The sequence below is a fragment of the Ottowia oryzae genome (assembly GCF_003008535.1).
GTDB classification, from domain to species: domain Bacteria; phylum Pseudomonadota; class Gammaproteobacteria; order Burkholderiales; family Burkholderiaceae_C; genus Ottowia; species Ottowia oryzae.
Window position 1 is genome coordinate 101,197 of the sequence record NZ_CP027666.1, and the last position, 12,670, is coordinate 113,866.

Sequence of the window (12,670 nt, forward strand, 5' to 3'; positions counted from 1 at the left end):
GGTGTCAATACCGATACGTATCGGGCTTGTACGGCCCCGCCTTGCTCACGCCGATGTACTTGGCCTGCTCGGTCGTCAGCTCAGTCAGCTTGGCGTTCAGCTTGGCCAGTTGCAGGCGCGCGACCTTCTCGTCCAGGTGCTTGGGCAACACATACACCTGGCCGACTTCGTACGCGTCGGGGCGGGTGAACAGCTCGATCTGCGCGATGGTCTGGTTGGCAAAGCTGCTGCTCATCACGTAGCTGGGGTGGCCGGTGGCGCAGCCCAGGTTCACCAGGCGGCCCTTGGCCAGCAGGATGATGCGCTTGCCACCGGGGAAGATCACGTGGTCCACCTGAGGCTTGATCTCTTCCCACTTGCACTTGGCCTCCAGGCCAGCCACGTCGATCTCGTTGTCAAAGTGACCGATGTTGCAGACGATGGCCTGGTCTTTCATGGCCTTCATGTGCTTGTAGGTGATGACGTCCTTGTTGCCGGTGCAGGTCACAAAGATGTCGGCCAGCGGCGCGGCGTCTTCCATGGTGACCACGCGATAGCCTTCCATGGCGGCCTGCAGCGCGCAGATCGGGTCCACCTCGGTCACCCACACCTGGGCGCTCAGTGCGCGCAGCGCCTGCGCACTGCCCTTGCCTACGTCGCCGTAGCCGCAGACCACAGCGACCTTGCCGGCCACCATCACGTCGGTAGCGCGCTTGATGCCGTCCACCAGCGATTCGCGGCAGCCGTACAGGTTGTCGAACTTCGACTTGGTGACGCTGTCGTTCACGTTGATGGCGCGGAACATCAGCGAACCGGCGGCCGACATTTCCTTCAGGCGGTGCACGCCGGTGGTGGTTTCTTCGGTCACGCCCAGGATCTCAGCGCTCTTGCGGCTGTACCAGGTGGCGTCTTCCTTGAGCTTGGCCTTGATCGCGGCAAACAGCACCTTTTCTTCTTCGCTCTTGGGGTTGGCGAGAACCTTGGGGTTGGTCTCGGCCTGCTTGCCCAGGTGCATCAGCAGCGTGGCGTCGCCGCCGTCGTCCAGGATCATATTGGGGCCTTCGCCCTTGCTGCCTTTCTTGCCGAATTCAAAGATGCGGTGGGTGTAATCCCAGTAATCCTTGAGCGATTCGCCCTTGATGGCGAACACCGGCGTGCCGCTGGCGGCAATGGCGGCGGCGGCGTGGTCTTGCGTGCTGAAGATGTTGCAAGAAGCCCAGCGCACGTCGGCGCCCAGCGCCTGCAGCGTCTCGATCAGCACGGCCGTCTGGATCGTCATGTGCAGGCTGCCGGTGATGCGGGCGCCTTTCAGCGGCTTTTTCTTGGCAAATTCGTCGCGAATGGCCATCAGACCGGGCATCTCGGTCTCGGCAATGGCGATTTCCTTGCGGCCCCACGGGGCGAGGTTGATGTCGGCGATGGCCGAATCGGCGGACACGGGGTTTTTCAAGCGGGCGTTCATCGGTTGGTCCTGTGGCCATGAAGGCCGGTCAAAGAAACAAACCACTGAAGCGAGGCTTCGACAGAAAACTCACCACGCCTGTTCAGTGGGTGAGCGTCGTTGCGAAATGCGTTCCCGAGCCTCACGCCGTGGCTGCCTGTGCGGCACCCGGCGCTGCAACGCCCCTCGGGGAATGGCCGCAAGTATACCCGCCGGCGCGCCGTCCCACCGTTCAGCCAGCGCAAATGGGCAACGGGATTTTCGACATGACATGTCAAAAGTGCTTGACATGACATGTCAGTATTTGCACACTGGAGTCACAAGAAAAATCCCTGCCGCCGCACCCGCCCGGCAGCCCAGAGCCCGCCACCAAGGAGGACGCGCATGAACAACCTGTTCAACCAACTGAGCAACCTGGACACGCTGCTGTCCGCGCTGATGGGCGGCGTAGGTGTGCAGATTCAGCCCATCGCTGGTGATGTGCCGGTGATCCAGGTCAGCATCGAAGGGCGGCAGGAGCTGCCCATCTTCGTCACCTGCTCGGACGCGCAGACCATCTGCCTGTGCTACCTGTGGACCGACGACGACGTGGTGCCCGAGCGCCGCGCCGAACTGCACTCTGCCCTGCTGGACCTGAACCCGTCCGTGCCACTGTCGGCCTTTGGCCGCGTGGGCACGCGATACGTACTCATCGGTGCCCTGTCGTACGGCGCCCGCGCCGAAGACGTGGCGCACGAAGTCGCCGTGCTGAGCGACAACGCCCTGGACGCCCTTGACGCGCTGGCCGATTACCTGCGCTGAAGCCCCCAACCGAACCCACTGGAGCCCCGCCATGTCCGTCATCAAAAAACTCGTCACCCTGCTGCGCGGCAGCGCCCGCGAAATCGGCCAGAGCGTGGTGGACAGCAACGCCACCCGCATCTATGAGCAGGAAATCGTCGACGCCAAGGCCAGCATCGCCGAAGCCAAGACCGAACTGACCTCGGTGATGGCCAAAGAGATGCAGTCCGCACGCGAGATCGAGCGCATCCAGGGCGACATCCGCCGCCAGGAAGATCTGGCGCTGCAGGCGCTGGAGAAAACCGAGGACGGCCTGGCCTTGAAGGTGGCCGAACGCGTGGCCGGGCTAGAGGCGGAGCTGCAAGCGCAAACGGCGTCGCACGCCGGTTTTGCGGTGCAGGTGTCGCGCCTGAAGGACTTGATCAAGGCGGCCGAAGGGCGCGTGCGCGAACATGAGCGCGAGATCGGCATCGCCAAGACCACCGAAAGCGTTTACCGCGCCACGCAATCCATCTCGGACAACATCGGCAGCACTGGCTCTAAGCTGACCAGCGCCCGCGAGTCACTGGAGCGCATCAAGAAGCGGCACGAGGACCTGGCCGACCGCATGGCCGCCGCTGAAGCGCTGGAGAAAGAGTTCGGCCACAAGGCGCTGGACAACGAGCTGGCTGCGGCGGGCATTGGCGACAACGACAAGAGCCGCGCGCAAGCGGTGATGGCGCGGCTGCGCGCCCGCCAGGCTGCGCCCGCCTCAGCCGCATCGCCCGTCACGGGCAACGGCGACACGCCGTCCGCCTGAACACCCGAGCCGCCGCAGCGCGCCCCAGCATGAGCCCCGTCCCACCGGCCCCGCCGCGCAGCAAGCCCCAGCGCTGGCAGCGCTCCGACCGCGCGCTGGAAGCGGTGCAGGTGGCCTTCGATGTCGAAGAAGCGGTGCTGGAGGCCATTCGCGTGGCGGCGTTTCACGACAACGTGTCCACGTCGCAACAAATCCGCAGCGTGCTGGGCCTGCCAGTGGCGGCGCGCCCTAAGCGCCCCAGGCTGACCGTGACGCTGGACGCCTCGGACTACGCGATGCTGGCCGAACGCTACGGCCTGTCGCCCGACGACCGCCTGGGCATCAAAGAGGCGGCCACGCAAGAGTTGATTGCCTTCGTGCCGCCCCGCCCGGCGCCCAAGAAACGCAAAAGCTGACCCAACCACCGCCATTCACCTTCGCAACCCCCGACCCAGCCAGCCGCCATGCAGGAATTCATCGCCGTCATCTTGGGCTTTCCCGCCATCGTCTACAGCATCTTGCTGGCGGTGGTGCTGGTGTACTGGGTGGCCGCCGTGATCGGCATGGTGGATTTCGGCGAAAGCGACATTGACCTGGATCTGGCCGACCCCAGCGACCTGAGCACCATCGCCAGCTACGTCGTGGCCTTTGGCCTGACCGGCGTGCCGTTCTCCATCGTGGTCACGCTGCTGGTGCTCACGGGCTGGACGATGTGCACGCTGGCGTCGATCTGGCTCATGCCGTGGGTGCCCACGCTGCTGCTCAAGATTGTGGTGGGGCTTGTGCTGCTCGCCGTGTGCTTTGCGCTGTCGATCATCGTCACGGCGCGCCTGGTGCGGCCGCTGCGCGGCTTGTTTGTGACGCAGTACGGGCGCAGCAACAACGAGCTGGTGGGGCAAGTTTGCGTCATCACCACCGGCAGCGTGGACGAGCGCGAAGGCCATGCCGAGGTGGCCCAGCGCGGCGCGGGCATTTTGATCCGCGTGTGGGCCGCCACACCCAATACCTTGACGCGCGGCAGCCGCGCCGTCATCACCGAATACGACGCCGCCCAGCGGCGCTACCTGGTCCAAGCACTGGAGGGAGAAACATGAAGACGACTCTGTATCCGCTGCGCCGTTGACGCGCGCCGTGCGCGCGGGCAGCGGCCCACACCCCTGGTTCAACCCTCTCTAGCGAGTCGCTTCATGTCTCCTTCGGTCATCACTTTCCTGGTCGTTGCCGGCGTTTCGGTCGTCGTGCTGTTCGGCATCTTTGCCCTGTTCTCGCGCTTCTATCACAAGGTCGAGCAAGGCCACGCGCTGATCATCAACCCCTTCAAGGGCGAGCCCAAGGTGACCTTCACCGGCGGCCTGGTGCTGCCCATCATCAACAAGGCCGAGTTGATGGACATCTCGATCAAGACGATCGAGATCGACCGCTCGGGCGACCAGGGCTTGATCTGCGCCGACAACATCCGCGCCGACATCAAGGTGAAGTTCTTCGTTCGCGTGAACCAGACTTCAGAGGACGTGCTGCACGTGGCGCAATCCATCGGCTGCGACCGCGCCTCCAACCAGTCCACGCTGGAAGACCTGTTTTCGGCCAAGTTCTCCGAAGCACTGAAGACCGTGGGCAAGGCCATGGATTTCGTGGACCTGTACGACGCGCGCGACGTGTTCCGCGACAAGATCATGAGCCAGATCGGCAACGACCTGTCCGGCTACGTGCTTGAAAGCTCGGCCATTGACTACCTCGAGCAGACACCGCTGGCGCGCCTGGATTCCAACAACATCCTCGACGCGCAGGGCATCAAGAAGATCACGCAACTGACGGCGGTGGAGCACGTCACCACCAATGAGCTGCGCCGCAACGAAGAAATGCAGATCAAGAAGAAGGACGTGGAGACGCGAGAGGCACTGCTGGAGCTGGAGCGCCAGCAGGCCGACGCCATGGCGCGCCAGGCGCGTGAAGTCGCCACCGTGAAGGCACGCGAAGAAGCCGAGACTGCCAAGATCCAGGCCGAGGAGCGCAGCCGCTCCGAGCTGGCGCGCCTGCAGGCCGAACAGCAGATTGCCGTGCAAAACGAAAACGTGCTGCGCGAAAAGGAAGTGGCCGAGAACAACCGCAAGCGCGCCGTGGTGGTCGAGCAAGAACGCGTGACGCGCGCGCAAGAGCTGGAAGTGGTGGCGCGCGAGAAGGAAGTGACGCTGCAGCGCATCGAGAAGGACAAGTCGGTCGAAGTGCAGAAGAAAGCCATTGCCGACGTGATCCGCGAGCGCATCGTAGTCGAACGCACGGTGGCCGAGCAGGAAGAGGCCATCAAGGAAGTGCGCGAAGTGGCCGAAGCTGATCGCACGCGCAAGGCACTGGTGATCGGCGCCGAAGCGGCGGCCGAGGAAAAAGTCATCCTGGAAGTGAAGGCCGCCGAAGCGCAAGAACGCAAGGCGCGCCACAAAGCCGCCGAAGACCTGATGCTGGCCGACGCGCGCCTGAAGGTGGCCGAGCGCGAGGCCGAAGCGAAGAAACGCGACGCCGAGGGCATCGAAGCGCTGACGGCAGCCCCCGGCCTGGCCGAGGCCAAGGTGCAGGTGGCCAGCGCCAGCGCCAAGCTGGCCACGCTGGAGGCCGAAGCCACCGGCAAGGAAAAAGTGGGCCGCGCCGAAGCGCAGGTCATCGAAGTGCAGGCCCAGGCCGAGGCGGTGGGCTTGCGCGCCCGCATGGAAGCCGAAGCGGCCGGCAAGGAAAAAGTCGGCCAGGCCGAAGCGCTGGTGCGCTCGGTGGACGCGGAGGCACTGGCCAAGATGGGCGACGCCGAGGCGCACAACATCGACGTGAAGTTCAACGCCGAAGCGCGCGGGCTGAAAGAGAAGTTCGAAGCCATGAAGGCCATGAGCCAGGAAACGCGCGAGCACGAGGAATACCGCATGCGCCTGGAGCGCGCGCACCTCGAAACACTCAAGCAGATCGAGGCACAGCAGCTGATCGCCAAGGAACAGGCCGAGGTGCTGGGCGTGGCGCTGAAAAACGCACGCATCGACATCGTGGGTGGCCAGGGCGACTATTTCGACAGCTTCGTGCGCGCGCTGTCCGTGGGCAAGGGCATCGACGCGGCCGTCAACAAGAGCGACACGCTGCAGGTGGCCTTCAAGGAGCAGCTGGCGGGCCAGCGCGACGTGGTGGAAGACGTCAAGCAGATCCTGGGTGCGGCGGGGCAATCGTCGGGTGAGCTGCAAAGCCTGACGGTGTCGGCGCTGATCGCGCGCGTGATGCAAAGCGGCACGGCAGACCAAAAGCAGGCGCTGCAACAACTGACGCAAAGCCTGACCACGCCCAAGTGATGGCCGAACGCGCCTGATGGCAACGGTTTTGGCATTTATGTACCGCCAGACCACAGCAATCAAGCGCCAGCAGCTTCTTTTTTAATAGCACGAGGTGGCATGAGCAAACCATTGCATCGCAACGCCACGGCGGCGCGCGCGGACGAAGCGCGGCCCTTTCGCCACTGGCTGGCGACGCAACCGCGGGCTGAGGAGCTGCCGGCGCTGCTGCGCGCCCCCGAGGGCGCATTGACGCGCTAGCGCCGGCCATGTTCATCCTGCCCATCCTCCTGGTGCCCTTGGTCTTCGGCCTGGCCATCCATCGCCTGGTGGATATCCCTCGCCAGCTCTCGCGCGGCACGCTGCGGCTGCCAGGCAGGCGGCACGTGGTGCTGCACGCGGCCACCATCGCCGCGTACGCGGTGCTGCTGGGCTACACCGTGGCGCTGGGCTTGGCCTTGGTGCACGCGCTGGTGGCGGCACAAGACCGTGCGGCGGCGTACCTAGCGCTGCTGGGCTACGTGGTCGCCTACCCGGTGGTGTACTTCCTTGCAGCATGGGTCTTCTTCTACGGCCTGCGCCCCAAGCAGACTTCAAAAAATCAAATTTGATAGCTGCCAGCGCTTGATACACAAGCGCTGGCGCCACTTTTTAAAAGCCAACGCCATGACCACCACGCCCGACTCCGCCATCGACGCCAGCGTGGCCGAAAGCAGCAGCTACGACCTGCTGAAAAAGCGCCTGGAGGCGCAGGGCGATGCGCTGCTGACGAAGGCGCAAACGCTGAACGCCGCGCGCATTGAACAATTCGGCCAGCGCGATCAAGAGCTGCTGATGCGCCTGCGCGCGCGCACCGAACACAACTGCGTGGCGCGCGATCTGGCCTATATCGGCGGCAACCGTCTGCTGTTTGGCTACAACGTCTTCATGGGCCTGCGGCGCGAGACGCGGGTGGAAGACGTGTTCGCCATCTATGAGCTGGCGGCGCCAGAGGCCGGCGCGCAGGGCGCCCCGGAAGGCGACGAGCTGGTGCCGGTACCCATCGCCGGCAGCTTTCTGGACGACCCGCGCTTTGTCGCCGACTTCAACGAGCTGTACACCTATTACAAGCAGGCCACGCTGCAGCTGCTGCGGCCCACGCAAGACTTTTTGCTGGCCTCGTTCCAGATCGGGCAGACGGCCAGCGACATCCGCGTGTTCCGCTGGGCGCGCGGCAACGACGGTTCGCTGAAGTACGTGGACAACCGCGGCGAACGCGACCTGGCGCCGCCGCCCAGCCACGACTTCAGCTGGACGCCGCTGACGCGCGAGAACCACGTGGGCGGCGCGCACCCGCACATCAACGTGCTGGACACGCTGTTTGTCGAAACCATCGGCGGCACGCTGACCGTCAAGGTCGAGAACAACACCGATACCGGCTTGGGGCTGTACGACGAGCCGGTCGACGACGCCAACCAGGCCCTGGGCGACGCGGAAATCGCGTACGCCAAGCTGGGCCTAATGATCCTGCTGCAGGTTCGCCCGTACCGCGAGCAGCAAACGCGCTACCTGGTCTACAACCAGCGCACGCAGCAGGTGGTGCGCATCGACGCCATCGGTGCTTCGTGCATGCAGCTGCCGGAAGACCACGGCATCATCTTTCCGGGCGGCTACTACCTGCAGTCGGGCGAGCACAAGCGCTTTGACTTGCCGCCCGAGCTGACCGGCCAACTGCGCTTCACGCGCATGAAACGCTCGCCCAACGGCGAGGACGTGGCCTACATCTTCTACGGCACCATGCCGCCCCCGCAAGGCAGCCCGGCCACGCTGGACGCGGGCAGCTACGCCATCTTCACCTACAACCTGATCGACAAAGCCCTCGCGCCGCCTATCCTGGCCGACGGGTACAGCGCTTTCCCCGACGGGCGCATGCTGGTCTTTCAGGCGGCGCGCGGTGAAGCCACGCGCGTGCACCCCATGCAGCTGTGGCGCACGCCGTTTGCGACCGAGGAATACGCCAGCCGCCAGCCCACGGGCACGGGCTTTTTCGCGCGCGTTGGCAATGCCGATCTGGTGCGCGGTATCTCTGACCTGCTGGGCATCGCGCGTGCCGTGCGCGAACAGGTGCCCACGCGCACCGCCTACGAAGACTTGATCCGCCAATGCCAGCGCGCCCGCGACGCCTACTTCTGGCTGGACGCGGCCGAGGCCAGCCACGCCGACGCTGACCTGCAAGGCATCGAGCAAGCGGCGCAGGCCACACTGGGCGAATTCGAGAAGGTCGAGAGCATCCGCCAGGACACCGCCCGCGCCCTGCAAAAAGCCGAAGGCCAGCAGCGCGAGCTGATGACCGAGATCGCCAGCCAGATGTGGCGCACGCCGCAAGACTTCGTGCGTGCGCTGAACCGCCTGCGCCAGCGCCAGGGCGAGCTGCACCTGCTGCGCGACCTGCGCTACGTGGATCTGCCCCGCATCGACGAAATGGCCGCCCAGCTGGCGGCCGAACAGCAGCGCGTGGGCGAGCGCGCCATGCAGTTTCTGGCGCAGGACCAGGCCTTTGACGGCCAGCAAAAAGCGCTGACCGACGTGGCCGCCGCGCTGCCGCAGGCGGCCACGGCCACGCTGATCGGCGAGCAGCTGCAAGCGCTCGATGCCGAGGCCGCCGGCCTGGACCTGCTCAGCGAGCAGCTCGGCAATCTGCCGGGCGGCGACGCGGTGCAGCGCACCGCCATCCTGGACCGCATCGCGCTGCTGTACGCCGACATCAACCGCCTGCGCGCCGATGCCCGCGCGCGGCGCCGCAACCTGGGCGCGGCCGAGCAGCGCGCCGAGTTTGGCGCGCAGTTCAAGCTGTTTGCGCAAGCGGTGGAAAACGCGCTGGAGCTGTCCGACACGCCCGAGAAGTGCGACGAAGCGCTGACGCGCCTGCTGGCGCAGCTGGAAGACATCGAAGGCCGCTTTGCCGAGCAGGAGGAGTTCCTCACCGACATCGCTACCCAGCGCGAAACGGTGTACGAAGCCCTCTCGGCACGCCGCCAGAGTCTGGTGGAAGGCCAGCAACGCCGCGCCAAGGCCCTGGCCGATGCGGCGGGCCGCATTCTGGATGGCGTTGGCCGGCGCGTGGCCGCACTGACCGACCTGGCGCAGGTGCACAGCTATTTCGCGTCCGACCCGATGCTGGCCAAGCTGCGCGAACAGGTGCAAGAGCTGCGCCGCCTGGGCGCCGCCGTGGCGGCCGACGACATCGACACGCGCCTGAAGACCGCCCGCGACCAGGCGGTGCGCGCGGTGCGCGACCAGCGTGAATTGTCGGCCGGCACCGAAGGCGGTCTGAAGCTGGGCAGCCACACCTTCACCGTCAACAAGCAGCCGCTGGACCTGACGCTGGTCGGCCACGGCGACGGCCTGGCCTGGCAGATCACCGGCACCGACTACCTGGCGCCCGCCCAAGACACGCAGCTCGAAGCGCTGCGCCCCTTCTGGCCTCAGGCGCTGGTGTCTGAAACGCCGCAACTGGCCCGCGCCGAATACCTGGCCGCCGAATGGCTGCAAGCCCTGCAGCGCGGCGAGGCCGAGCCGGGCTGGAACGAGCTGCTGGTGCAGCTGACCGAGCACGCGCAAGGCAGCGCCGCGCCCGACGCGCCGCCGCCTGCGGCCCTGCTGGAATCGCTGCGTCGCTTTGCCGCCAGCCGCTATCAAGAGGGCTACCAGCGCGGCATTCACGATGACGACGCGCTGGCCATCGTGCGCGTGCTGGCGCCCATGCAAGCGGCATGCGGGCTGCTGCTGTACGGCCCGGCCGAACGCGCGCTGGCACAGCTGTTCTGGTGGGAAGGTCTGCGCGATGAGAGCCGCCAGTCGTTGGCGCGGCGCGCACGCAGCGCTCAGCAAATCGCGCAGGTGTTCGTCCAAACCGCCCCGCGCGACACGCTGGAGGCTGAGGCCGCCGCCGCACTGCGCCACTTCTTGCAGGCCGATCCTGTGCTGGCGCAGGAATGGCTGCCCGATTTGGCGAGTGGCTTGGGCATCGACCTGAAACCCGATAACGCCGACGTGCCCCGCCCCCAACGCGACGCCCTGCTGAACACGCTGGCACAAGAAGCCGCCGCCTATCTGGTGCGCGAGCTGGCAGCGGTTGAAACTGCTGACGCCACCGTGCCCTGGACGATCAGCGGCACGGGGCAAGACCTGGTGCAGGCGCTGCAGCGCCACCTGGACCGGGGCGGCCTGGCCAGCGCCTGGCAACGCGACCTGCAAGCGGCCACGCCGCTGGAGCGCTGGCGCCTGGCGCGCGGCTGGCTGCATGCGTTTGCGCTCACCCCAGAAAGTGGCGACGGCGCGCTCGCGTGGATCGACGATGCCGCCACCGCCCTCGCTTTTGACACCGCGCGCAGCCGCGTCAACGCATCGCTGGACACGGTGGTAACCGGCCTGCGCAGCGAGCACCCGCGCATCCATGACGGGCAGTTGCGCTTCAACCTGAACGACTTCCGCCGTCGCGTGCGGCACCACGAGGGCTACGCGGCGCCGGGATTCCGGCGCCTGCAGGCTGTGCGGCATGAACTGCTGATGCACGAGAAAGCGCGCCTGCATCTGGAGCAGTTCCAGGCCAAGCCGCTGGCCACCTTCGTGCGCAACCGCTTGATCGACGAGGTGTACCTGCCCCTGGTGGGCAACAACCTGGCCAAGCAACTGGGCGCGGCGGGCAATGCGGGGGATGGCGCGCGCACCGACCGCATGGGCCTGCTGCTGCTGATCTCGCCCCCCGGCTACGGCAAGACCACGCTGATGGAGTACATCGCCAACCGGTTGGGCCTGGTGTTTGTGCGCATCAACTGCCCGGCACTGGGCCACGGCGTGACCAGCATCGACCCCAGCACCGCGCCCAACAGCGCGGCCCGGCAAGAGCTGGAAAAGCTCAACCTGGGCCTGGCCATGGGCAGCAACGTGATGCTGTACCTGGACGACATCCAGCACACACACCCCGAGTTCCTGCAGAAATTCATCGCGCTGGCCGACGGCACACGCCGCATCGAAGGCGTGTGGCAGGGCCAGCCGCGCACCTGGGACATGCGCGGCAAGCGCTTTGCGCTGGTGATGTCCGGCAACCCCTACACCGAGTCGGGCGATGTGTTCCGCATTCCGGACATGCTGGCCAACCGCGCCGACATCTACAACCTGGGCGATGTGCTGTCTGGCCGCGAGGCGGTGTTCGCCCTGTCGTACATCGAAAACAGCCTGACCGCCAACCCCGTGACCCAGCCGCTGGCCGCGCGCGAGCCGAAAGACGTGCAGCTGCTGGTGCGCCTGGCCCAGGGCGAGGCCATCGACACCGGCAGCTTCAGCCACCCCTACAGCGCCGTGGAGCTGGACGAGCTGAAGGCCTTGCTGCAGCGCCTGTTCAAGGTGCGCGACGTGCTGCTCAAGGTGAACCTGGCGTACATCGAATCCGCCGCCCAGGACGACCGTTACCGCGACAAGCCCCCGTTTCGCCTCCAGGGCAGCTACCGCAACATGAGCCGGCTGGCCCCGCAGGTCACGGCGCTGATGCGCGACGACGAGCTGGACGCGCTGCTGCGCGACCACTACCGCGGCGAGGCGCAGACGCTAACCACCGGCGCTGAAGAGAACCTGCTGCAACTGGCCGAGCTGCTGGGCCGCCCCACCGCCGAAGAAGCCGACCGCTGGGCCCAGATCCGCGCCGACTTTCAGCGCCAGCGCAAGCTGGGCGGCGCCGCGGACGACCCCAGCATTCGCGTGACCAATGGTTTGCTGGACATTGCGCGTGGCGTGGAAGCGCTGGCGCCGCGCCAGCCTCTGGCCGAAAGCGCCGCGCCATTGGTGACCGAGCTCGCCCGTCAGCTCCAGGAGGGCCTTCACCAGCCGCTGGCGGGCCTGGCCACCCAGATCGCCGCCGCCGATGCCGCCCGCAGCACGCAGTTGGCTGCGCAGCAGGATGCCCTGACGCAGTTGCAAGCCCCGTTGCAGGCGCTGGGCGAGGTGGCCGACCAACTGCGCCACGGCACCACCCAGTCGCAGCAGCAAATGCGCGCCAGCCTGGACGCCAGCACCGCCGCCTTGCAAGCGCTGCGCGAAAGCACCCTGGCGCTGGACACACACAGCGATTCCGCGCAAGAGCAGCGCATGGTCGACGCGCTGCTGTCGTTGTCAGTCACCTACCGGCAACTCATCATGCCCCTGGTGCGCGCGGTGGAAAAGCGCCTGGGGATGGACGCGGCGCACCCCGAGATCGCGCAGATCGAATCGGCGCTGGACGCGCTGGCGCCGGGCCAGACCGGCGGGCAGCGCGCACGCACCGACTAGCAAGGCCTGCGCCGGCGCGGCCACGGCGTCATTCAGGCGCGCCGGGCCCAGCGCGATGCTGCCCGCGGCCCCGCTCACGCTTCGTTGAGA

9 protein-coding genes and 1 riboswitch are annotated in these 12,670 nt (G+C 66.5%); of the genes, 8 read left to right on the top strand and 1 reads right to left on the bottom strand.

Annotated elements, in window-relative coordinates; translation table 11 throughout:
* Positions 1-4: 4 nt before the first annotated feature.
* Positions 5-1,441: an adenosylhomocysteinase gene (ahcY, locus tag C6570_RS00475; protein WP_106701066.1), complete on the bottom strand. Its 1,437-nt coding sequence runs from the start codon at positions 1,439-1,441 to the stop codon at positions 5-7.
* Between the two features lie 84 nt (positions 1,442-1,525).
* Positions 1,526-1,614: riboswitch (S-adenosyl-L-homocysteine riboswitch) on the bottom strand.
* 190 nt (positions 1,615-1,804) lie between these two features.
* On the opposite strand from ahcY, the gene C6570_RS00480 reads away from it, so the two are divergent.
* The 8 genes from C6570_RS00480 (at position 1,805) to C6570_RS00510 (ending at position 12,580) form a co-directional block, all read left to right on the top strand.
* Positions 1,805-2,221, top strand: coding sequence for a YjfI family protein (locus C6570_RS00480; protein ID WP_106701068.1), 417 nt, complete (start codon positions 1,805-1,807; stop codon positions 2,219-2,221).
* Between the two features lie 31 nt (positions 2,222-2,252).
* Positions 2,253-2,999 (top strand): PspA/IM30 family protein, encoded by a 747-nt coding sequence (locus tag C6570_RS00485; RefSeq protein WP_106701070.1) that lies wholly within the window; start codon positions 2,253-2,255, stop codon positions 2,997-2,999.
* A gap of 29 nt (positions 3,000-3,028) precedes the next feature.
* Positions 3,029-3,394 carry a hypothetical protein gene (locus C6570_RS00490; RefSeq protein ID WP_106701072.1) on the top strand — a complete coding sequence of 122 codons (366 nt, stop codon included), beginning with the start codon at positions 3,029-3,031 and terminating at the stop codon, positions 3,392-3,394.
* 48 nt (positions 3,395-3,442) lie between these two features.
* Positions 3,443-4,072: a ubiquinone biosynthesis protein gene (locus C6570_RS00495; RefSeq protein WP_106701074.1), complete on the top strand. Its 630-nt coding sequence runs from the start codon at positions 3,443-3,445 to the stop codon at positions 4,070-4,072.
* A gap of 93 nt (positions 4,073-4,165) precedes the next feature.
* A complete protein-coding gene (locus tag C6570_RS00500) occupies positions 4,166-6,298 on the top strand; it encodes a hypothetical protein (RefSeq protein ID WP_106701076.1) in 2,133 nt (710 codons plus the stop codon).
* A gap of 99 nt (positions 6,299-6,397) precedes the next feature.
* Positions 6,398-6,538 carry a hypothetical protein gene (locus C6570_RS18060; RefSeq protein WP_164675460.1) on the top strand — a complete coding sequence of 47 codons (141 nt, stop codon included), beginning with the start codon at positions 6,398-6,400 and terminating at the stop codon, positions 6,536-6,538.
* Between the two features lie 8 nt (positions 6,539-6,546).
* Positions 6,547-6,888, top strand: a complete 342-nt coding sequence (locus C6570_RS00505; RefSeq protein ID WP_106701078.1) for a hypothetical protein — start codon at positions 6,547-6,549, stop codon at positions 6,886-6,888.
* A gap of 55 nt (positions 6,889-6,943) precedes the next feature.
* A complete protein-coding gene (locus C6570_RS00510; protein WP_106701080.1) occupies positions 6,944-12,580 on the top strand; it encodes a DNA repair ATPase in 5,637 nt (1,878 codons plus the stop codon).
* Positions 12,581-12,670 lie beyond the last annotated feature (90 nt).

Excerpts from the sequence above, each read along its gene's own strand:
- ahcY (WP_106701066.1), bottom strand. The coding sequence starts at position 1,441 with ATGAACGCCCGCTTGAAAAACCCCGTGTCCGCCGATTCGGCCATCGCC.
- C6570_RS00480 (WP_106701068.1), top strand. The coding sequence starts at position 1,805 with ATGAACAACCTGTTCAACCAACTGAGCAACCTGGACACGCTGCTGTCC.
- C6570_RS00485 (WP_106701070.1), top strand. The coding sequence starts at position 2,253 with ATGTCCGTCATCAAAAAACTCGTCACCCTGCTGCGCGGCAGCGCCCGC.
- C6570_RS00490 (WP_106701072.1), top strand. The coding sequence starts at position 3,029 with ATGAGCCCCGTCCCACCGGCCCCGCCGCGCAGCAAGCCCCAGCGCTGG.
- C6570_RS00495 (WP_106701074.1), top strand. The coding sequence starts at position 3,443 with ATGCAGGAATTCATCGCCGTCATCTTGGGCTTTCCCGCCATCGTCTAC.
- C6570_RS00500 (WP_106701076.1), top strand. The coding sequence starts at position 4,166 with ATGTCTCCTTCGGTCATCACTTTCCTGGTCGTTGCCGGCGTTTCGGTC.
- C6570_RS18060 (WP_164675460.1), top strand. The coding sequence starts at position 6,398 with ATGAGCAAACCATTGCATCGCAACGCCACGGCGGCGCGCGCGGACGAA.
- C6570_RS00505 (WP_106701078.1), top strand. The coding sequence starts at position 6,547 with ATGTTCATCCTGCCCATCCTCCTGGTGCCCTTGGTCTTCGGCCTGGCC.
- C6570_RS00510 (WP_106701080.1), top strand. The coding sequence starts at position 6,944 with ATGACCACCACGCCCGACTCCGCCATCGACGCCAGCGTGGCCGAAAGC.